Source organism: Hymenobacter sp. APR13 (assembly GCF_000737515.1).
Lineage (GTDB): Bacteria > Bacteroidota > Bacteroidia > Cytophagales > Hymenobacteraceae > Hymenobacter.
Genome location: NZ_CP006587.1, coordinates 2,249,420 through 2,269,551 on the forward strand (window position 1 = coordinate 2,249,420; position 20,132 = coordinate 2,269,551).

Consider the following 20,132-nt stretch of genomic DNA (forward strand, 5'->3'; position numbering starts at 1 on the left):
ACCCGTCACCCGCCACCTGCCACCTGTCCCGTGTCACCTTTCACGTGTCACCCCATCACCCCATCACCCTATCACAGCTTACTTGAATTTTCCCTGCGGGTCGGGCATCTTGGCCAGCAGCTCAGTCAGGAAGTCGAAGTCGATGCTGGTCATGCTCAGGGCCTGGCCTTTGTGGACGGCCTCCCAGGCTTTGGCGTAGTCCTGCTGCAGATAGTGCACACGGGCCATCTGCTGCCAGGCAATGGCATTGTCGGGGCTGGCCGCGAGGGCGCGCTGCAGCAGGTCGGTGGCGGTGGTGAGGTCTTTCTTCTTTTGGGTCTGCTCGTATCGAATCAAATGGCTGGAGCCCAGGTCGCTGAGCATCAGCGCGTCGGTGGGCGCCAAAGCCAGGCCCTGCGTGAGCAGGGCAATGGCCTGGTCGGGGGTGGGCTGGCGGCTGGCCACGATGCCCAGGCCGCGGTACACGTCGGGATTTTTGGCGTCGAGCAGCCAGGCGAGGTTGAAGCGGAACGCGGCCGTGTCGGCGAGGCCTTCCGAGAGGTACTCGTAGCCCTTGCCCGACAAAAAGCGGCTGGCTTCTTCACGGGAGGCAAAGCTGGCGGCCACTTTGTCCACGTAGCCGGCTCCGAGCAGCGCCTCAGCCTGGGCCGTGGTGGCACCGCCGAACAGCGGCTGCAGGCGGTTGGCCGCACTCAGCGCCACGGCGGCGTCGCCTTTCACTTTGACTTTGCGCTGGGCGTGGGCTGGGGCCGCCAGCAGCGTGAGCAGCCCCAGGGCTGCGTAAACGGTGTATTTCATGGAGAGAATAGAAGAACGAAGGAAGAAGCCGCCGGCTGGCAGCCAGGGGCTTCCGGCAAATATAACGCCGGCTGGCCGGGCGCTGGTGTGCAGCGGGGTGGCATCCGGGCAGGGCCTGGCTGCGTAGGTGCAAAGCGCGGCCGGTTCGGCCCTGCTTTTTCTCTGCTTTTATGTCTTTTTCCCGCCGCTGGCTCTATCTGCCGGCTCTGCTGGTGCTGCCCCTGCTGCTGGGTTTGGCCAACGAATACGCCACCGCCCGCCCCAGCCGCCGCACCCAAAACGTGGCCTACGTGCCCGCCTCCGACCCTACCTTCGATACCGAGCGTCACCGCCTCGATGTATACACGCCCAAGAAGAAAGCTGCGGCGCCGTATCCGGTGGTGGTGTTCATCCATGGCGGCAGCTGGAACAGCGGCAACAAGAACTTCTACTCCTTCATCGGGCGGCGGCTGGCCAAGCAGGGCGTGGTGGCCGTGGTAATAAACTACCGCCTGGCTCCGGCCGTGCAGGTGCCGCAGATGGCCGACGACTGCGCCCGCGCCGTGGCGTGGACCGCGCAGCACATTGCCGAATACGGCGGCGACCCCAAGCGCCTGTTCCTGATGGGCCACTCGGCCGGTGCCGGCCTGGCCGCGCTGCTGGCTGCCGACAACCGCCTGCTGGCCCGCCACGGCTGGCCCCGGAACCCCGTCAAAGGCGTCCTGCTCGATGACCCCGCCGGCCTCGATATGTACGACTACCTGCAGAAGCAGGAGTACCCCGGCGACGCCCAGTACCTGGTGCCGTTCGGACAAGACCCGGCCGTGTGGCGCGAGGTGTCGGCCATGTACCACGTCACGGCCCAGACGCCGCCCATGCGGCTGTTCATCGGCGGCGAAACGTATCCGTCCATCAGTAGCAGCAGCCGCAAGTTTGTGAGCAAGCTGCAGAGCCTGGGCCAGCAGCCGCAGCTGACCGTGCTGCCCGGCAAAAAACACGCCCCCATGGTGCTGCAGCTCTACTTCCAGCACAACATCATCTACCAGGAGCTGCTGAAGTTTATAGGTGCTTAGGGAATAGGGATTGGTGATTAGGTAATAGGGCCTGGTGATTATGCTCAAATAAACAGAAAGAAAAGAGGCCCCGCCGTAACCCGGCGGGGCCTTTCACATACACCCTAAGCCCTAAGCCCTAAGCCCTAAGCCCTAAGCCCTAAGCCCTAAGCCCTAAGCCCTAAGCCCTAAGCCCTAAGCCCTAAGCCCTAAGCCCTAAGCCCTAAGCCCTAAAACAGCGCCGTTTGCACGGTGGGCTGCTCGAAATCCAGCAGCCACTTCTTGCGCCAGAGGCCGCCGGCGTAGCCCGTGAGCTGCCCGCCCGCCCCGATGATGCGGTGGCAGGGCCACACCAGCCCCAAGGGGTTCTGGCCATTGGCCGCCCCCACGGCCCGCACGGCGCCGGGGTTGCCAAGCTGCCGGGCCAGATCCAGGTAGGAAGCAGTGCGGCCGTAGCTCACGGCCGGTAGCGCCGCCCACACCCGCCGCTGGAAGTCGGTGCCTTGCTGCACGTCGTAGGTGAGCTGGAAGTCGCGCAGCTCGCGGCCGAAGTAGGCCTGGAGCTGGCGGTGGGCTTCGCGCAGCGGTGTGGCCACGGCGGCCGGGGGCGTAGGGGCCGGCGCGGCGTCCGCTTCCAGAAATTCTACGACGGCCAGGCCGGCATCGGAGCCCTGCAGGCGCAGGCAGCCGAGCGGCGTGGAAAGGTAGGCCTGCGTGTCATTCATAGACCAGAGCTGAAGCGAGAAGGGAAAGGGCAAAAATGCAAAAAAAGCCTGCTCATCACCTCCCAGCCACGGAATATTGACGGTAATGGACTATACGGAGGAAAAAATTGGAAATGAACAGGTTGTCCGGAGCCCGGCAATGCAGGTGGAAAAAGAATGCTTTATATTGCTTCAGCATGCGGCAAGCGGCAGCTGGAAATAATGATTCCCAGTTGCTACTTCATCTTATGCATGATGCATGCAATTCATTCATTTTTATACCTAACGCACTGTGCGACACCTACTGTTCTGTTTTGTAGCCGGCCTGCTCTCTACGGCCCCAGCACGGGGCGGAGCCGCCGTTTCGGGACCGGCCGGCCCGCCTACCGCGCCCGCCGCTGCCGGCGTGGGCGAAGGCACGGGCCTCACCGGCTCTTACTTCAACAATGGCTCGCTGGCCGGCACGCCGCTGCTGCGGCGCGTAGATGCAGTAGTGGACTTCGAGTGGAAGGAAGGCATTCCGGCCCCCGGCGTGCGCAACGACAACTTCTCAGTGCGCTGGGAAGGGCAGGTGGAAGCCCCCGCCACGGGCCGCTACAAGTTCATCACCCGCTCCAACGACGGCGTACGCCTGTGGGTGAACGGCAAGCAGATCCTCGACAACTGGAGCGGCCAGGGCACCACCACCATCACCAGCGCCGAGGTAAGCCTGGCCGCTGGCGAGCGGGCCACCATCAAGGTGGAATACTACGACCAGGAAGGCGAAGCCACCGTGCGCCTGCAGTGGGTGCGCCCCAACCAGGGGCCCCAGACGGTGCCCTCCGTGTATCTGTATCCGCTGGAAGGCCCGGGCATGCCGGTAGCGGCGCCGCCGGTGGCCATCACGCCGCCGCCAGCGCCGGAAACCAAGCCCGCCGTCGATAAGGCCGCCGCCAAAGCCGAGGCCAAGGCCAAAGCCGATGCCGAAGCTACGGCTGCCGCTGCTGCCAAGGCCACCGCCAAAACCGATGCGGCCAAAGCGGCTGCCGCGAAAGCCGCCGCTGCCAAAGCTACGGTGGCCGCCAAGCCCGCCGCGCCGGCCAAGCCGGCCGTAGCCAAAGCGCCAGCCCCGGCCAAGCCCGCGAAAGCCGAGGCTCCGGCGCCGGAGGCACTGGCAAAGACGCTGGGCATTCCGGGCGTGTTCACCATCATGGGCCGCACCGATGGCAAGCCCCTGGAAGTGCAGGGCGAAGCCCCCGTATCCAAGGAGCCGGGTTTGGCTTCTGCGCCCGCCGGGGCTCCGCAGTGGCAGATTGAGGAAGCCGGGGCCGGTTTCTACAAGCTCACGGTGCAGGGCAGCCGCAAAGTGATGGAGGTGCTGGGCAGCTCCACGTCCAACGGCGCGCCCCTGAGCTTGTGGCCCTACTACAGCGGCAATAATCAGCTCTGGAAAATAGAAGACGCCGGCGACGGCTACTACAAGCTCACGGCCAAGCACAGCAAAAAGGCCCTCACGGCCGGCACCGAGGAAGAAGGCGGCCTGCAGCAGCGCCGCTACGCCAGCAAGCCCAACCAGCAATGGAAGCTGCAGGCCGTGGCGCAGCAGCAACAGCAGTTCGCGGGCCCGCCCGCCGACGTGCCCGTGACGGGTGCCAACCGCCTGAGTGTGTACCCCAACCCCTCCAGCGGCGTGGTGCAGATGGCCTACCAGCTGGGCCAGGACCAGCCCATGGGCTGGGTGCTCTACGACCAGCGCGGCTCGGCCGTGCGCGTGTCTGACTACCGCCGCCAGACGGCCGGCTCGCACCACCAGACCATCGACTTCACGGGCCTGCCCTCCGGCGACTACAACCTCAACCTGACCGTAGGCGCTTCCACCACCCGCCAGATGGTGAGCATCCGCCGCCCCAACGCGGGCACCCCCGAAGCTACGCCGGAGCCGGAAGCTGCTAAATAGCTGCCCCGCCCTACGTAAGGATTCTCTGCCTTCACTGAAACAGCCCGCCCCGGATACCATATCCGGGGCGGGCTGTTTCGTTGGGTTGGTGATGCGGGGGCTGACCTAGCCCCGGAATTCCTCGAGGGCGTCCCACAGCTTGTTGAACTCAGTGGTGTAGCGCTTCACCAGCGTTTCGTCGTCGCTGATGAGCAGGTTTTCCAGGTTCAACTCGGCGGCGGAGCGGGTCCAGTTATAGGAGCCGGTCAGCACGGTGCGGTTGTCGGCCACGGCGAACTTGTGGTGCATGTGGTTGTCGGTGCGGTCGACGCGGATGGGGAGGCCGGCGGCGTGCAGCTGGCGCACGTCGGAGCCCCGGTCGTGGAGCTTGTCGTTGTCGGTGAGCAGGCGCACGCGCACCCCGCGCCGGTGGGCGGCCAGCACAGCGTCGGTCAGGCGGTCATCGGCAATCGTGAACACGCAGATATCGAGCTGGCGCGCGGCCTGCCCCAGAAACCGCCGGATGGCCGCCACGCAGTCGTCGTTGGGGCTGAAGAACACCTCGGCGTGCGTGGCGCGGGCTGCCGCCGGTGCGGGAGCTGGCAGCAGCAGGGCGCTGGCCGCTTCCAGCCATTCCACCACGGCCTTGTCCTGAAAGTTGTTGAACCGGTCGCGGGCCAGCCCGAACAGGCGGTGGCGCAAATCGGCGAGGCCGGCCGGGTGCTGGGCGCGCTCGGTGAGGCGCTGGCGCAGCTGCCGGGCCTCTTCGGGCGAGAGGGTGGAATCGGCGAAGGCGCGCTGGAAGTGCTGGAGCAGGTCGGTGGGGGAGTCGGGCCGTGGGTTCATGCGGCCTAAGATAGAGAAAGCGCCACCGAACCCGCCAGCTCCGGCGCGGCCTCAGCTACCAGCTGCTGCGCTTCGGCCAGGGCCTCGGCGTAGGGGGCGTGCAGCACCCGCAGCGGGGGCGCGTCGGGCCGCAGCACGGCATCCCAGAGGCCCGAGCGGTGCCACTCCCGCTCCGGAAAATCCCAGTCGGGCCGGTCTACGATGGGGTAGAGGCACACGCCCCACAGCGGCACGCCCAGGCGCAGGGCGGCGGCACATTCCTCGCCAATCATCCGGATCCAGCCGGGGCGGTCCTGGCCGGGGTGACTGGTTTCGGTGAGCACCACGGGGCAGTTGTAGCGGCGGTGGGCGGCGGCCAGCAGGTGGCGCAGCGGCTGCCAGCGCGGGTCGGCGGGCTCGTCGGCCCACGGAATGCGGCAGTGCGGGTCCAGCTCCCACTGGTTGTCGTAGTAGAAGTTGAAGCCCAGCATGTCGATATACTCGGGGCGGCCGCCCAGCTCGGGGCACAGTCGCCCGGCCAGCATGTCCACACTCTGGAACTGGTTGTCGTGAAACTCGGCGGCGCGCTGACGCTCCTGGCGGCTGGCCCCGGCCCGCGGCATGATGTTCACGAGCGGCTCGGTGGTCAGAATCCGGACGCCGGGGTCCAGCTCGCGCATGGCGGCCACGCCCTCAATGTAGGCCCGCATCAGACCGCGCTTCACTTCCCAGCCCTGCCCCACGCAGTAGGGCGAGGTGCCGCGCACGTCGCCGCCCAGCCAGCTCATAAAGCTCACCTCGTTGATGGGCGTCACAATCAGCTCGCCCTCGGGGCGCACTTCGCGGTAGAAAGCCACGAAGGCGCGGCACAGCGCCGCAAAGCGCCGGGCAAACAGCGGGTGCAGCGGCGTGAGGTCGTCGGGGTAGCCGAAGTGGCAGATGTCCCAGACCTGCTGGATGCCGTGACGCTGGCCGGCGGCCAGCATCTGGCGCACGGCGCTCCAGTCGTATTGATAAGGCGTTTTCTCGATCTGGCTCCAGCGGATACCCTCGCGCACGGTGCCCAGCTGGTGCTGGTGCAGGGCCTGGTAGTCGTCGTCGATGAACTGCAGGTGGCCGGTCAGGGGCAAGAAATCAACCCGGTGGCCGAAGGCGTTGAGCTGGTCGGTGCATTCGTAGCCGGCCATCCAGAAGGAGTGAAACGGATTGGAGCGGGCAGTAGCAACAGACATAGGAGCGCGGGTTGGTGAACGAAAAAAGCGGTGCGGCCCGCCCCGGAAGGATGGCCGTACCGCCTTGTGTACCGCAAAACCGCTGGTGGGGTTAGCGCAGAGCTTCGCCGCCGGCCCCGCCCGCCGCTAAATCTGCGGCGACACCGACGCATTGCCCAGCGGGCCGCGCTCCTTGCCGGCCAGCCCTTTGGCTTCAATGAAAATGCGCTTGAACTCGGGGTGTTTGGCCCGGATGGCGTCCTGCAGCGCATCAACCTCCTGTTCCACCTCCACGGCCGACAGGTGGTCGTGGAACTCCACGTCGAGGGCCAGCACCACGTCGTGCGGGCCCATGTACATGGTGAGGGGGCGGCGCACCTGCTCCACGCCGCGCTGCTGCCGCGCAATGGCTTCGAGGCTGTCGAGGGTTTCATCGTCTACGCCTTCGCCCACCAGCAGGCCCTTGGTTTTGTAAATCAGGAAGATGGCCACCGATACCAGCAGAATGCCGATGCAGATGGAGGCGCCGCCGTCGAAGTACGGGTTGTTGAGGGCGTGCCCGAAGTACACGCCGGCCAGGGCAATGGTGAGGCCGACCAACGCGGCCAGGTCTTCCATCAGGATGGCAAACACCGAGGGGTCTTTGCTGCGGCCCAGCGTGGCCCAGAAGCCGGCGTCGACGCGGGTTTTGTTGAACTCGCGGAACGCCAAAAAACAGGAAATACCCTCAAACAGCATCGAGAGGCCCAGCACCCAGTAGTTCCAGGTGGGGTCGGTGATGGGGGCGGGGTGCTTGAGGTGCTCGATACCTTCGTAGAACGACATGCCGCCGCCCACCGAAAACACCAGCACGGCCACAATCAACGACCAGAAATACAGCTCCTTGCTGCGCCCAAACGGGTGGCGGGCATCGGCCGGCTTCTCCGACTGCTTCACGCCATAGAGAATCAGCAGGCCGTTGCCGCTATCCACGAGGGAGTGAATGCCCTCAGACAGCATGGCCGAGCTGCCGGTGAAAAAGGCCGCCACAAACTTGCTGATGGCAATGGCGACGTTGGCGCCAATGGCCCCGTAAATGGCAATCTTCGAAGAACCGGTAGACATAAGGTAAAGTGCGTGTGCCTGCTGGTACGCGCCGCATCGGATTGAGGTTGGAAATACAGGGACTGGTAGTCGGTTCGGCAGCGTAGAAGAGGTGGCGGCGAACATTCTTCGTTTCTGCGACTTTTACAGCTCCATTCCCCGCGTATGCCCGACCTCGACCCCGCCGCTGCTACTTCCGAAACCACTGCCCCGCTGCGCCGCCGCCTGGGGCTGGTGCAGGCCACGGCCCTGAACATGATTGACATGGTGGGTATCGGGCCCTTCGTGACGCTGCCGCTGGTGATGGGGTTTATGGGCCCAAACTTCCTGCTGGCTTGGCTGGTGGGGGCGGGCCTTAGCCTCGTGGACGGCCTGATCTGGAGTGAGCTGGGCGCGGCCTACCCCGAGGCCGGCGGTTCCTACCGCTTCCTCAAGCTGGCCTACGGCGAGCAGAAGTGGGGGCGGCTGTTCTCGTTCCTGTACGTGTGGCAGACGCTGGTGCAGGCGCCACTGGTAGTGGCCTCGGGCGCCATCGGCTTCGCGCAGTACTTCGGCTACCTGGTGCCGCTTACCGAGTGGTGGCAGCCTAAGCTGGTGTCGGGCACGGTGGTGCTGCTGCTGATTGCGCTGCTCTACCGCCGCATCGAGGACATCGGCAAGCTCGGCGTGATGCTGTGGATGGGCGTGCTGGGCCTGATGGGCTGGCTGATTTTCGGGGGCGTTACGCACGCCACGGTGCCGGTGGCGTGGCTGCCCGAGGGCGGCGTATCGGCGCTGCCGGGCGTGCTGCTCTCGGCCGCCATGGGCCAGGCCACCGTCAAGACCATCTACAGCTACCTCGGCTACTACAACGTGTGCCATTTAGGCGGCGAAATAAAGGAGCCGCAGCGCGTGATTCCGCGCAGCATTTTCCTGAGTATTCTGGGCATCATGGCGCTGTATCTGCTGCTGAACTGGAGCGTGGGCTCTGTTATTCCGTGGCAGGAGGCGCAGCACTCCGAGTTCATCGTGAGCAGCTTCGTGGAGAAGATCTACGGGCCGCTGGCGGCGCAGGCCGCTACGGCGCTGGTGTTGTGGGTGGCGTTTGCCTCCTTGTTTGCGGTGCTGCTGGGCTACTCGCGCATTCCGTACGCCGCGGCGGCCGACGGCGAGTTCCTGCCCATCTTCGCCAAAACCCACCCCACAAAACACTTCCCGCACGTCTCGTTGCTGATTCTGGGCGGTGTGGGCTTCGTGTTTAGCTTGCTGTTCCGGCTGGGTGAAGTCATTTCAGCCATTTTGGCCATGCGGATTCTGGTGCAGTTCGTGGGTCAGGCTGTGGGGTTGGTGCTGCTGCGCCGCCGCAACGGCACGGCGCACTTGCCGTTCCGGATGCCGCTGTACCCGCTGCCGGTGGTGCTGGCGGTGGCCGTGTGGCTGTGGGTGTTCTGGAGCACCGGCCCGCAGTTCATGCTCTCCGGGCTGGCCGTTATCGGGGCCGGGGTGGGGGCATTTCTGCTCTGGAGCCGCCGGCTGGGCCGCTGGCCGTTCGGGCGGTAGCTGGAGTGCTGGCCGCTACTCCACCCACTTCTCGTAGCAGAAAAACCGCAGGCCCGGCCGGAACGCCAGCGTGATTTCGCCGGCGTAGCGGTAGCCCAGCTTCGGGAAAAGCCGCTGGGTAGCCTGGTTTTCGGAGTTGGTATCTACGCGCAGCACCCGCAGGCCCTGTTGCCGCGCCAGCACCTCGGCCTGGGTTAGCAGCGCGGCGGCCAAGCCGTAGCCCTGCGCCTGCGGATGTACGGCCAGGCGGTGCGTGACCAGAGCCGGCTCGTCGGCGTCCCAGTCGGCCTGGGCGTACTCGGCATCCTGGTCGTTGTGGGTGAGGGCGGCCACGGCGGCTACGCGGCCGTCCAACTCGGCCACCCAGAGGTGGCCCTGGGCAATATCGCGCCGGAAGACTTCTTCGTTCGGGTACTCCGCCGTCCACTGCCAGTTACCGGCCGCATTCATCAGCGGTACTACCTGCCGGATGAGGTCGAGAATGGCGGGCAGGTCGGCGGCGGTGGCGAGGCGGAGCATTGTGAGAAGTTTACGGTGGACAGTGGTGAAGCAAAGAACGTCATGCAGAGGCGCAGCCGAAGCATCTCGCGTGCTGATGTTGAGATACCACTCCAACATCAGCACGCGAGATGTTTCGGCTGCGCCTCTGCATGACGTTCTGTTTTTACTTTCTCCCTCAGGCTACCCGCGCCGCAGCACTTCGGCGGCTTCCTTGGCGAAATACGTGAGGATGGCGTCGGCGCCGGCGCGCTTGATGCTGGTGAGGACTTCCATCATGGTTTTCTCGCCGTCGAGCCAGCCGTTCTGGGCGGCGGCCTTCACCATGGCGTACTCGCCCGATACGTTGTAGGCCGTCACGGGCAGGTGGGTGTTGTCGCGCACTTCCCGAATCACGTCGAGGTAGCTTAGAGCCGGCTTGATCATCACCATGTCGGCACCTTCCGCTTCGTCGAGGGCCAGCTCGCGCAGGGCCTCGCGGCGGTTGGCGGGGTTCATCTGGTAGCTTTTCTTGTCGCCTTTCTTGGGGGCCGAGTCCAGCGCGTCGCGGAACGGGCCGTAGAAAGCCGAGGCGTACTTGGCCGTGTAGCTCATGATGCTCACGTGGCTGAAGGCGTTGCTGTCCAGCACCTCCCGGATCCAGGCCACGCGGCCGTCCATCATGTCGGAAGGGCCGATGATGTCGGCGCCGGCGCGGGCCTGGGCCAGGGCCATCTGGCCGAGCACCTCCAGGGTGGCATCGTTGAGAATCTCGCCCGATTCGGCATCCACCACGCCGTCGTGGCCGTCGGAGGAGTAGGGGTCCATGGCCACATCAGTCATCAGCACCACGTCCGGAAACTGCCGCTTGATGTCGGCAATGGTCTTCAGGTAAAGCCCGTCGGGGTTGGCCGATTCGCGCGCCAGCCGGTCTTTCAGGCCATCGTTGATGCTTGGAAACGGCGCGAAGCTCTGGATGCCCAGCTCCACGCAGCGGCCTACTTCGTCGATGAGTTTGTCGGCCGAAAACCGGAACATGCCCGGCATGGAGTGGATTTCCACCTGCTGGCTGTGGCCTTCAATCAGGAAGAGCGGGAAGATGAAGTCGTGCGTAGTCAGGCGGGTTTCCTGCACCATGTCGCGGATAATCTGCGACTTGCGGTTGCGGCGCGGGCGGTGCGTGGGGAGCTGGGGCATACGGAAAGTCAGTTGATAAGACGGGAGAGAACAACCGGCGCAAAGGTAAGGTTGCCGGCGGCAGCTTTATTCGGCTAGCCGCTCCCGCGGGACGGCTTACATATTGAAGAACTCCTGAAACACCTCCAGCCAAGCGTGCTTGCCGCCCAGGCCCACGCCCAAAAAGTAGTAGCCGCCCAGCACCACCAGCGCCCCTACACCCAGCCCCAGCCAGCCGCCCAGCAGCAGTCCGGCCACCACGCCGCCCGCCACCAGTGCCGCGCCCAGCACGAAAGCGGCGGTGTGTTCAACCTGCGCCTGCCGGGGCTGCGAGGGCTGGTGCCGGGTCCGTAGTGGCTGGTGCGCGGCCGCTTCCGCCGCCACTTCCGGCGCTGGCTTCAACCGTGGAGCGCGCCACCCCGATGCCCGGCCTGTGTGCGGCAACCGCGCCGCGTGCGGGCGTGGTAACTGCCGGGGCCGCGGGTGGAGCGGGCTGATAGTGGGCTCGGCTGCCGGGCTGGCGGCACTGGTCGCCGGCGTTGTGACCACCGCTACGGCAACCTGCGCCGGAGGTGGCTCGAAGCGGAAAGCAGCCCGGGGGCTGCGGCAGCCGGCGGCTAGCAGCAGCAACAGCAGGCAGGAAAAAATGCGGGTAGATTTCAAGCAGCAACAGCAAAAGGCTGGGCGAAGATAGCGGCAGACAGCCGGCAATGCGCAAACCAGCGCATAACCTCGGATACGCAAACCTGCGGCCGGCCCGGCGATAAAGCGGTGCGCCCGCAAAAAACACTCAGCCGCGCTTGCCCTACGCGCAACAAGTAGCGTGCCCGGCGCGGGTAGGCCGGCGGCAGCTATCGGGCCGCCGACTGCGTATTAGACCCAGACACCGTATGGGTGTGCGCTCTACCAGGGCGGCGGCCGGCCAGCTTACCGGCCGCCGCCCCGGTGACAGATGGAGCGTAGATTTGCCTTTGGTCCTATTTCGCGCTGCCATGTCCCGCCCGCCCGCCGTTGCCGTTCGTGCTGCCCAGGAGGCCTACACCGCCTGGGATGATGCCGCGCTGGTGCAGGCCCTGCACCACGGTGATGCGCTGGCATTTGCCGAGATATACGAGCGGCACTGGTGGCCGCTGCTGCAGCTGGCTTCGCGTAAGCTGGGTTCGCGCGAAGCAGCCGAAGAACTGGTGCAGGACCTGTTTACGGCTCTCTGGCACAAGCGCGCCGAGCACCGGATTCAGCACCTGCAGCCCTACTTGCACGCCGCCGTGCGCCACCGCGTCATCGACGGCCTCAAAGCCCGCCCGCCGCGCGCCGCCTACGTGGCCTACCACGCCACCCGCCTCACGCAGCCCGACTATTGCACGGAGGAAGAAGTTGCGGCCGACGACCTCGCCGGGGCTTTGCAGGCCAGCCTCACGCAGTTGCCCGACCACACGCGGGAGGTCTTCCGGCTAAGCCGTTTCGAGTACCAGTCGGTGCCCGAAATTGCGGGGCGCCTCAACCTGTCGCGCAAAACCGTGGAGTACCACCTCACCCGCGCCCTCAAGCAGTTGCGCGTCAGTCTGAAGGATTTCCTGGTGCTGGTGGCGGTGTTGCTGCAAGCAACAGGCTGAATTCCCGGCCGCCGGGCGGAGTGTCGTGACTGAAGGAGAGAGGTGACGGATGACCGGGCGCTGCTTGCCAGGAAAATCAGCTTTTTTCAGTTCCCGGCTAGGGATGCGGGTAGGGGTAGTCGTCTGTGGCTATAACTACCGCCCATTGTGGGCGGCTACGCCGTCAACGCCCATTGCTGCATGAATCAGACTGACCTGCAAATGTTGCTTCGCCGCTACCAAGCCGGCCAGTGCACACCCGCCGAGCAGCAGCAGGTGGAAGCCTGGTATGACAACCTGCGGCACGACCCGCCGCTGCTGATGACCACCGACGAGCGGGAAGCCCTGCGCACCGAGCTCTGGCACCGGATTGCGGCCGGTACCATTGCGCCGGCCGCCGCGCCGGAGCCCCGGCCCGGAGGTTTCCGGGCCTGGCCCGCTGCCAGACGCTGGACAGCGGCAGCCACGCTGGCCGCTGGCCTGGGGCTGGGTGGCTGGGGCTGGTACGTAGCCGGCCGGCCCAACCCTGCCACCGTAGCCCCTGCTCCGGCTGCCGCCACTTGGCGCACCTTCCGCAACTCCGGCCCCCACGACCTGCAGCTCACGCTACCCGACAGCAGCATAGTGCTGCTGCGTCCGGCCAGCCGTCTGCGTTATCCGGCGCAGTTCCGGGGGGCGCAGCGTCAGGTACGCCTCGTGGGCGAAGCCTTCTTCCACGTTCGCCCCGATTCGGCGCACCCGTTTCTGGTTTATACCGACCAGCTGGTAACCACCGTGCTGGGGACCAGCTTCCGGGTACGGGCCTTTACCGGGCAGCCTGAGGCGCTGGTAAAAGTGAGCACCGGCCGGGTGCTGGTATCGCCGCGCCGCATGCTTAGCGCGGCCGGCAAAGCCAGCGTGCTGGTGCTGCCCAACCAGCAGGCCGTGTACGCGGCGGGCCGGCAGCCGCTGCGCCGCGAGCTGGTAGCTGAGCCAGTGGTGCTACAGCCGCAGTCTTTCGTTTTTGATGACCGGCCCGTGGCTGAAGTGCTGGCGGCGCTGGCCACGGCCTACGGCGTAGATATTCGCTACGACGCCGCCGCGCTGGCTGGCTGCACCGCCACCCTGAACCTGCAGCGCCAGTCGCTCTACGGCAAGCTGGACGTGCTGTGCCAGGTGCTGGGCGCCAGCTACTCGCAGCAAGACGCGCACATCGAATTCCGGAGTCCGGGCTGCCAGAATCCTTAGACCAGCTTCACCTTTTTCTGCTACCTGCCACTGCCTCGCCTATGCCCCAATAACCCACCGTTGCTCCGCCCTTGCCTGCCCAACCTCAACCCCAATCCGACCAGGGCAGCCTTCTTCTCCTTCGCGAAACTTTCTCTGCCACCGGGAACACGCTTCCCAAATTCCCACTTTCGCATGAACCCACGCTTACCATTTCCCCACACCGTCCGCGACCTGAAGCGGGCGGCGCTGCTGCAGCCTTTGTGCCTGACGCTGCTCAGCGGCATAGCCGCCGCCCATCCTTCTGCGGCCCAGCCCTCGCTCAGCCAACCGATTTCGCTGCAGGCCAGCGGCGAAACCGTGGCTTCGGTGCTCACCAAGATTGAGCGCCAGACCGACATCCGGTTTCAGTACAGCCGCCAGCTGATTCAGGCCGGCCGCCGGGTGTCTATTGCCGCCGACGGGCAGCCGCTGAGCGAGGTGCTGCATGTGCTCCTCGACCCGCTGCGCATCACCTACGAGCCCATGGACAGCGGCATTATCCTGAAGCCGGCCGCCGCCGCCGACGTGCCGGTAACCGGCCGCGTGCTGGATGAGAAAGGCGCCGGCCTGCCCGGCGTAAACGTGGTGGTGAAAGGCACCAGCACCGGCACCCAGACCGACCCCGACGGCCGCTACACCATCACGGCCCCCGACACGGGCACGCTGGTGTTCAGCTTCATCGGCTACACCTCGCAGGAGGTGGCCGTGGGCGGCCGAACGACGGTCGACGTGAATCTGGCCCCCGACGCTACCGCCCTGAGCGAAGTGGTGGTGGTGGGCTACGGCACCCAGCGCAAAACTGACCTGACCGGCGCTGTGGCCCGCGTAGAGTCGGCGGAAATTGTGAACCAGCCGGTGCAGACGCCCACGCAGGCGCTGCAGGGCAAAACCTCGGGCGTGCAGATCATCAGCGACGGGGCGCCTAACTCCCAGCCCAGAGTGCGCATCCGGGGTACGGGCACGCTGCTGGCCGGTGCCGAGCCGCTTTACGTGGTAGACGGCGTGCAAACCACCGACATCCGCAACCTGAGCAACGCCGACATCGAGACGATTGACGTGCTCAAGGATGCCTCGGCTTCCGCTATCTACGGCGTGCGTGGGGCCAACGGCGTCATTATCGTGACCACCAAAAAGGGCAAGCAGGGTAAGCCGGTGCTTAGCTATAACAACACCGTGGGCTTCAAGCAGGCCGCCAACCTGGTGCAGATGGCCGACGCCGGCCAGTACACCAGCTACCTGCGCGACACCTCGCCCGACATCACCATCCCCGACAACCCCGCCGACACCGACTGGTACGACCAGGTGTTGCGCCGCGCCACCTACCAGAACCACAACCTGGCCGTGTCGGGAGCCAATGAGAGCGTGCGCTACTACTTCAGCGGCAATATCTTGCAGGATGATGGCCTAGCCATCCAGAACAAGTTTTCGCGCCTCACCGTCCGCTCCAACACCGATTTCACCATCTCGCCCAAGTTCAGCGTCAACTCGCAGGCCTCGTTCAGCCGGGCCAACACGCGCGACGTGAACTTTGCGGCCGCTTATCAGGATGCTTACCGCGCCGCGCCGGTAATCACGGCCAAGGAAGGCGGGCGCTACGGCAATACGTCGGCTTTCGGCAACGTGGGCAACCCGCTGCTAGATATCGAGAAAAACAACAACCGCTCCTTCGAAAACCGCTTGCAGGGCAACGTGGGCGTGAATTTCATTCCAATCGAAGGCCTTACGCTGCGCTCGGCCATCAACGTAGACCTGAACTACGACAACCGTCGCGTCTACGACTACCAGTACCTCAACGACGAGGTGACGTTCCTGCGGGCCGGCGGCAACCAGCGCAATCCACAGAGCACGCTCAACGTCACGCAGATCAATCGCACGCGCTACCTCTGGGAAAACACCGCCACCTACCAGCGCACCTTCGCTGACAAGCACGCGCTGACGCTGCTGGCCGGTACCGTGACCGAGGAAGGCAACACCAACTCGCTGTCGGGGCAGCGGCGCAACGTGCCCGAAGACCCCAGCCAGTGGTACCTGAACACCGGCGACCCGAACACGTCGGTGAATGGGGCACCCGACCTCAACAAGGACCGCCGCCTCTCGTTTCTGGGCCGCATCAACTACGCCTTTGCCGACAAGTACCTGTTCACGACCAACCTGCGCTACGACGGCACGTCCAAGTTCAATTCCAGCCAGCGCTGGGGGCTGTTCCCGTCGGTGGGCTTGGGCTGGATTCTGACCGAGGAAGGCTTCCTGAAAGACCAGAGCGTGCTGAGTTTCCTGAAGCTGCGCGCCAGCTTCGGTCAGCTCGGCAACGACCAGATTGACCCCACTTCCTACATCACGACGGCCGAAATCAACACGCCCTACGTGTTCAACGGGCAGCCGGTGTTGGGTGCCATCATCAACCAGATCAAGGACCGCGACGTGCGCTGGGAGGTGACGACGGAGTACGACGCGGCCGTGGAGTTTGCGCTGCTCGACAACCACCTGGGCGGCGAGCTGACCTACTACCGCAAGAAAACCACCGACGCGCTGATTCCGGTGAACATCCCGGCCCTGTTCGGCGACCCCAACAACCAGTACATCACCAACGCCGCCGACATCAGCAACCAGGGTGTGGAAGCGTCGCTGACGTGGCGCAATACGGTGGGGGAGAAGCTTGGCTACAACTTTGGGGTGAATGCCACCTTCAACAAAAACCGCATCGAAAACCTGAACGGCGGGCAGGCCCTGTTCGGGGGCGCCAACAACGTCACGCGCTCCGACAACGGCGTGGCCGCCGGCTCGTTCTACGTGCTCGACGCCGTGGGCGTGTTCCAGAATCAGGCCGAAATCGACGCCTACCCGCGCTACACCTTCTTCACGCCCCGCCCCGGCGACCTGAAGTACGCCGACTCCAACGGCGACGGCACCGTGGACCTACGCGACCGGATCTACGCCGGCTCCTATCAGCCACCGATGTACTTCGGCATCAACGGCGGCCTGACCTACGGCGGGCTGGACTTCTCGTTTGTGTTCAGCGGCAACGTGAACAACGACGTCTACAACCGGAAAAAACAAGCCACCGGCCAGAACACCGACAACATCGAGGCCGACTTTGCCAACAGCCGCTGGACCGCCACCAACCCCTCGCAGTCGGACCCCTACGCCATCCGCAACAACACGCCCAATTCCACCTACTTCATCGAGTCGGGCTCTTATATCCGGCTTAACAACCTGGTGCTGGGCTACAAGCTGCCAAGTGAGCTGACCAAGCGGGCCTTCATTTCGTCGTTGCGCGTCTACGCCACGGCCCAGAACCTGCTGACTATCACCAACTACTCGGGTTTCACGCCGGAGCTGCCGGGCGGGCCCCTGGACTCGGGCATCGAGGCTACCACCTATCCTACCAGCCGCACGCTCGCGCTGGGTCTGAACGTCAATTTCTAAGCTTGCCACCCATGAAATCACTCGCCACTTTCGCTTCCCGGCCCGCGCGCCTGGCCGCCCTGGGTTTGCTGCTCACGGTGGGCGCCGTGGGCTGCAAAGACTTCCTCGACGTCGCGCCCCAGGGCCAGCTCACCGAAGACCAGATCAAAACCGACCCCACCGCCGCCCAACGCCTCGTGGATGGCGTCTACAACGTCATGTACCTGGGGGGCTTCGGTGAAGACATTCACGGCCTGCAGTACGTGATACTGACCGACATTGCCTCCGACGACGCCGACAAGGGCAGCACGCCCAACGACTACGGCCCGGCCCTGGAGGTGGACAACTTCACGCTCAACTCCACCAATTCCATCGTCAACAACACTTGGAAGGGCTATTTCCAGGGCGTGAACCGCGCCAACCAGGCCCTAGACAAGATTCCGCTGAGCCCGGCCCCGGAGGCCGCCAAAAACCGCCTGGTGGGCGAGGTGCGCTTCCTGCGCGGCTACTTCTATTTCAACCTGGTGCGCTTTTTTGGGGGCGTGCCCAAGCTCGACCGGGTACCGGCCGCCTCGGAAATCAACAACCCGGCTCTGCAGCAGCGCGCCACAGCCGCTGAAATCTACCAGTTCATCATCGACGATCTGCAGTTTGCGGTGGACAACCTGCCCCTGAAAGGCGCCACCGCTACCGGCCGCGCCACCAAAGCCGCCGCGCAGGCCATGCTGGCTAAGGTGTACCTGTACCAGAAAAACTACCAGAAGGCTTTCGAGCTCAGCAACGAAATCATTGCGGGCCGCTCGGGGGCCTATGGGCTGCTGCCCAGCTACGAGAACATCTGGCGCGAAGCCGGCGCCAACAGCGAGGAGTCCATCTTCGAGGTGCAGACCGGCATCAACGCTGCCTGCAACAATTCGGCCGTGAACCTGTACACCGTCAGCCAGGGCCCACGGGCCGGCGGCCGCGGCGGCTGGGCCGACCTGGGCTTCGGCTTCAACAACCCCACCCAGCAGCTGGCTGATGCCTACGAGCCCAACGACCGGCGCCGGGCCGGCACTATCATCTTCATTCAGCCCACCGCCCCGGCCGGGCAGCGCTCCACCGGCACCGTGCTCTGGGACGGTTTCCGGATTCCGAGCAAAGACTCGGTGGAAAACCTGCGCTACAGCTACAAGGCCTACCACAGCCGCACCCAGGAGCGCAACTGCGGCAACAACGACTACCTGCCCAAAAATATCCGGGTGATGCGCTACGGCGAGGTGCTGCTCATCAACGCCGAGGCGGCTTTCCGTATCGGCAACACCGGCGCGGCACTTACCCAGCTGAACCGGGTGCGGACCCGCGCCGGTCTGCCCGCGCGCACGGCCCTCACGCTGCCTCTCATCTGGCAGGAGCGCCGCGTGGAGCTGGCCTTGGAGCACGACCGGTTCTTTGACTTGGTGCGCCAGGAAAGCGAGCAGCCTGGCCGCATCGTGCCGCTGTTCATGGCCCAGGGCAAAACGTTCAACCGCGGCAAAAACGAGCTGTTTCCGATTCCGCAGGAGCAGATTGATTTGAGCGGCGGCCAGCTCACGCAGAACCCAGGGTATTAATTTTTAGCCCGCCGAAAGCGCGGAGGAAGGAGCTGAAGTTGCAGAACGTTCTGCGTCTTCTGCGCCTTTCTCCGCGTCTTCTGCGGGAAAGATGTTTGCTTGACATGACGATGAAATTCCTATTTCTCCTGTTGCTGCTGCTGCCCGGTTTCACCCAGGCCCAGCAAAAAACCGCGCCCAAAAAAGCTGCCTTCGACGCCCGCCAGCGCCCGCGCAACCTCTCCGACGAGCAACTGCTGGACCTGGTGCAGCGCCAGACGTTTCGCTACTTCTGGGACTTCGGGCACCCCGTTTCGGGCATGGCGCGCGAGCGGAGCAACGTGGCCTACGAGTACGGCAACGAGGTGGTGACCACCGGTGGCACGGGCTTTGGCATTATGGCCATTATTGTGGCGGCCGAGCGCAAGTGGATTCCGCGGGAGGAAGCGGCGGCGCGCATCTTCAAAATCGTGAAGTTTCTGGAGAAGTCCGACTCATATCACGGCGTGTTTCCGCACTGGCTGAATGGGGCCACCGGCAAAACGATTCGCTTCAGCCAGAAAGACGACGGCGCCGACCTGGTGGAAACCTCGTTTCTGTTTGAGGGCCTGATCTGTGCCCGGCAGTATTTCACCGGGGCCAGCAAAACCGAGCAGGACCTGCGCAACCACATTCTCTGGATGTGGGAAGGCGTGGAGTGGAACTGGCACCAGCAAGGTGGCCAGAACGTGCTCTACTGGCACTGGAGCCCCAACAACGGCTGGAGCATGAACCACCAGATTCATGGCTGGAATGAGTGCCTGATTACCTACGTGCTGGCGGCCTCGTCGCCCAAATTTGCCATCGACAAAAAGGTGTACGACCAGGGCTGGGCCACCGGCAGCTACTTCAAAAACGGCAAGGAGTTCTACAACACCAAGCTGCCGTTGGGCTTCGACTTCGGTGGGCCGCTGTTCTTCTCGCACTACACTTTCCTGGGCCTCGACCCGCGCGGCCTCAAAGACCAGTACGCCGACTACTGGCAGCAAAACCAGGCCCACACCCGCATCAACTACGCCTACTGCGTCGACAACCCCAAGAAGTACAAAGGCTATGGCCCCAACAGCTGGGGCCTCACCGCCTCCGACAGCTACCAGGGCTACGCCGCCCACTCGCCCACCGAAGACTTGGGCGTGATTTCGCCTACCGCCGCGCTGTCGGCCATGCCGTATGCACCCAAGGAGTCGATGGCGGCGCTGCGGCACTTCTACAACGATTTGGGCGACAACATCTGGAGTGAGTACGGTTTCGTGGATGGCTTCAGCGAGCAGCACAACTGGTACGCCAAGTCGCACCTGGCCATCGACCAGGGTCCCATTGTGGGCATGATAGAAAACCACCGGACCGGCCTGCTCTGGAAGCTGTTCATGAGCAGCCCCGACGTGCAGCGCGGCCTCACCAATCTGGGTTTTGAGAGCCCGCAAATCAAAAAGTAGAACGTCAGAAGAACGTCATGCAGAGCAGAGCGAAGCATCTCGCCTGCGGACGTTGTTGAGTAAAGACCGGTACGCTACGCGA

General features: G+C 64.7%; 16 protein-coding genes. 8 read left to right on the forward strand and 8 right to left on the reverse strand.

The annotated features are described in order from the left end of the window. Window positions 1-78: 78 nt before the first annotated feature. On the reverse strand, window positions 79-798 hold the full coding sequence (locus N008_RS09335) for a tetratricopeptide repeat protein (protein ID WP_052381372.1): 720 nt from the start codon (window positions 796-798) through the stop codon (window positions 79-81). A gap of 170 nt (window positions 799-968) precedes the next feature. Here N008_RS09335 and N008_RS09340 point away from each other — a divergent pair, with 170 nt between their 5' ends. Beyond that, window positions 969-1,850, forward strand: coding sequence for an alpha/beta hydrolase (locus tag N008_RS09340; protein ID WP_044015514.1), 882 nt, complete (start codon window positions 969-971; stop codon window positions 1,848-1,850). 209 nt (window positions 1,851-2,059) lie between these two features. Here N008_RS09340 and N008_RS09345 read toward each other — a convergent pair whose 3' ends face one another. Next, entirely contained in the window at window positions 2,060-2,554 is a 495-nt protein-coding gene (locus tag N008_RS09345; RefSeq protein ID WP_044015516.1) for a methylated-DNA--[protein]-cysteine S-methyltransferase, read from the reverse strand. A 271-nt stretch (window positions 2,555-2,825) separates the two neighbouring features. Between N008_RS09345 and N008_RS09350 the strand changes: the two genes are divergently transcribed. Beyond that, complete coding sequence (locus tag N008_RS09350) at window positions 2,826-4,469, forward strand: RICIN domain-containing protein (protein WP_081910706.1); 1,644 nt, start codon at window positions 2,826-2,828, stop codon at window positions 4,467-4,469. 105 nt (window positions 4,470-4,574) lie between these two features. Here the strand turns inward: N008_RS09350 and N008_RS09355 are convergent, their stop codons facing one another. The 3 genes from N008_RS09355 to N008_RS09365 all read right to left on the reverse strand — a co-directional run bounded on the left by N008_RS09355 (window position 4,575) and on the right by N008_RS09365 (window position 7,588). After that, window positions 4,575-5,294, reverse strand: a complete 720-nt coding sequence (locus tag N008_RS09355) for a phospholipase D-like domain-containing protein (RefSeq protein WP_044015519.1) — start codon at window positions 5,292-5,294, stop codon at window positions 4,575-4,577. 5 nt (window positions 5,295-5,299) lie between these two features. Further along, window positions 5,300-6,505 carry an amine oxidase gene (locus N008_RS09360; RefSeq protein WP_044015521.1) on the reverse strand — a complete coding sequence of 402 codons (1,206 nt, stop codon included), beginning with the start codon at window positions 6,503-6,505 and terminating at the stop codon, window positions 5,300-5,302. Between the two features lie 126 nt (window positions 6,506-6,631). Then, on the reverse strand, window positions 6,632-7,588 hold the full coding sequence (locus tag N008_RS09365; RefSeq protein WP_044015523.1) for a cation diffusion facilitator family transporter: 957 nt from the start codon (window positions 7,586-7,588) through the stop codon (window positions 6,632-6,634). A gap of 144 nt (window positions 7,589-7,732) precedes the next feature. On the opposite strand from N008_RS09365, the gene N008_RS09370 reads away from it, so the two are divergent. Then, entirely contained in the window at window positions 7,733-9,106 is a 1,374-nt protein-coding gene (locus N008_RS09370) for an APC family permease (RefSeq protein WP_052381373.1), read from the forward strand. A 15-nt stretch (window positions 9,107-9,121) separates the two neighbouring features. Here the strand turns inward: N008_RS09370 and N008_RS09375 are convergent, their stop codons facing one another. From N008_RS09375 to N008_RS09385, 3 genes are all read right to left on the reverse strand, one after another. Further along, a complete protein-coding gene (locus tag N008_RS09375; protein WP_044015525.1) occupies window positions 9,122-9,625 on the reverse strand; it encodes a GNAT family N-acetyltransferase in 504 nt (167 codons plus the stop codon). 162 nt (window positions 9,626-9,787) lie between these two features. After that, entirely contained in the window at window positions 9,788-10,780 is a 993-nt protein-coding gene (gene hemB / locus N008_RS09380) for a porphobilinogen synthase (protein WP_044015527.1), read from the reverse strand. Window positions 10,781-10,876: 96 nt separating this feature from the next. Further along, window positions 10,877-11,422: a hypothetical protein gene (locus N008_RS09385; protein ID WP_044015529.1), complete on the reverse strand. Its 546-nt coding sequence runs from the start codon at window positions 11,420-11,422 to the stop codon at window positions 10,877-10,879. Between the two features lie 329 nt (window positions 11,423-11,751). On the opposite strand from N008_RS09385, the gene N008_RS09390 reads away from it, so the two are divergent. The 5 genes from N008_RS09390 (at window position 11,752) to N008_RS09410 (ending at window position 20,050) form a co-directional block, all read left to right on the forward strand. After that, window positions 11,752-12,372: an RNA polymerase sigma factor gene (locus N008_RS09390; protein WP_052381374.1), complete on the forward strand. Its 621-nt coding sequence runs from the start codon at window positions 11,752-11,754 to the stop codon at window positions 12,370-12,372. A gap of 180 nt (window positions 12,373-12,552) precedes the next feature. Next, a complete protein-coding gene (locus N008_RS21535; protein ID WP_052381375.1) occupies window positions 12,553-13,578 on the forward strand; it encodes a FecR family protein in 1,026 nt (341 codons plus the stop codon). Between the two features lie 174 nt (window positions 13,579-13,752). After that, window positions 13,753-17,025 carry a SusC/RagA family TonB-linked outer membrane protein gene (locus N008_RS09400; protein ID WP_156109162.1) on the forward strand — a complete coding sequence of 1,091 codons (3,273 nt, stop codon included), beginning with the start codon at window positions 13,753-13,755 and terminating at the stop codon, window positions 17,023-17,025. A gap of 11 nt (window positions 17,026-17,036) precedes the next feature. Beyond that, the gene (locus N008_RS09405) at window positions 17,037-18,596 is read left to right on the forward strand and encodes a RagB/SusD family nutrient uptake outer membrane protein (RefSeq protein WP_052381376.1); all 1,560 of its coding nucleotides are present in this window, start codon (window positions 17,037-17,039) and stop codon (window positions 18,594-18,596) included. 110 nt (window positions 18,597-18,706) lie between these two features. Beyond that, entirely contained in the window at window positions 18,707-20,050 is a 1,344-nt protein-coding gene (locus N008_RS09410; protein ID WP_044015531.1) for a glucoamylase family protein, read from the forward strand. Window positions 20,051-20,132 lie beyond the last annotated feature (82 nt).

What these genes read in the sequence shown, in the direction of transcription:
- N008_RS09335 (WP_052381372.1), bottom strand. Translation starts at nt 798, where the DNA reads ATGAAATACACCGTTTACGCAGCCCTGGGGCTGCTCACGCTGCTGGCG.
- N008_RS09340 (WP_044015514.1), top strand. Translation starts at nt 969, where the DNA reads ATGTCTTTTTCCCGCCGCTGGCTCTATCTGCCGGCTCTGCTGGTGCTG.
- N008_RS09345 (WP_044015516.1), bottom strand. Translation starts at nt 2,554, where the DNA reads ATGAATGACACGCAGGCCTACCTTTCCACGCCGCTCGGCTGCCTGCGC.
- N008_RS09355 (WP_044015519.1), bottom strand. Translation starts at nt 5,294, where the DNA reads ATGAACCCACGGCCCGACTCCCCCACCGACCTGCTCCAGCACTTCCAG.
- N008_RS09360 (WP_044015521.1), bottom strand. Translation starts at nt 6,505, where the DNA reads ATGTCTGTTGCTACTGCCCGCTCCAATCCGTTTCACTCCTTCTGGATG.
- N008_RS09365 (WP_044015523.1), bottom strand. Translation starts at nt 7,588, where the DNA reads ATGTCTACCGGTTCTTCGAAGATTGCCATTTACGGGGCCATTGGCGCC.
- N008_RS09370 (WP_052381373.1), top strand. Translation starts at nt 7,733, where the DNA reads ATGCCCGACCTCGACCCCGCCGCTGCTACTTCCGAAACCACTGCCCCG.
- N008_RS09375 (WP_044015525.1), bottom strand. Translation starts at nt 9,625, where the DNA reads ATGCTCCGCCTCGCCACCGCCGCCGACCTGCCCGCCATTCTCGACCTC.
- hemB (WP_044015527.1), bottom strand. Translation starts at nt 10,780, where the DNA reads ATGCCCCAGCTCCCCACGCACCGCCCGCGCCGCAACCGCAAGTCGCAG.
- N008_RS09390 (WP_052381374.1), top strand. Translation starts at nt 11,752, where the DNA reads ATGTCCCGCCCGCCCGCCGTTGCCGTTCGTGCTGCCCAGGAGGCCTAC.
- N008_RS21535 (WP_052381375.1), top strand. Translation starts at nt 12,553, where the DNA reads ATGAATCAGACTGACCTGCAAATGTTGCTTCGCCGCTACCAAGCCGGC.
- N008_RS09400 (WP_156109162.1), top strand. Translation starts at nt 13,753, where the DNA reads ATGAACCCACGCTTACCATTTCCCCACACCGTCCGCGACCTGAAGCGG.
- N008_RS09405 (WP_052381376.1), top strand. Translation starts at nt 17,037, where the DNA reads ATGAAATCACTCGCCACTTTCGCTTCCCGGCCCGCGCGCCTGGCCGCC.
- N008_RS09410 (WP_044015531.1), top strand. Translation starts at nt 18,707, where the DNA reads ATGAAATTCCTATTTCTCCTGTTGCTGCTGCTGCCCGGTTTCACCCAG.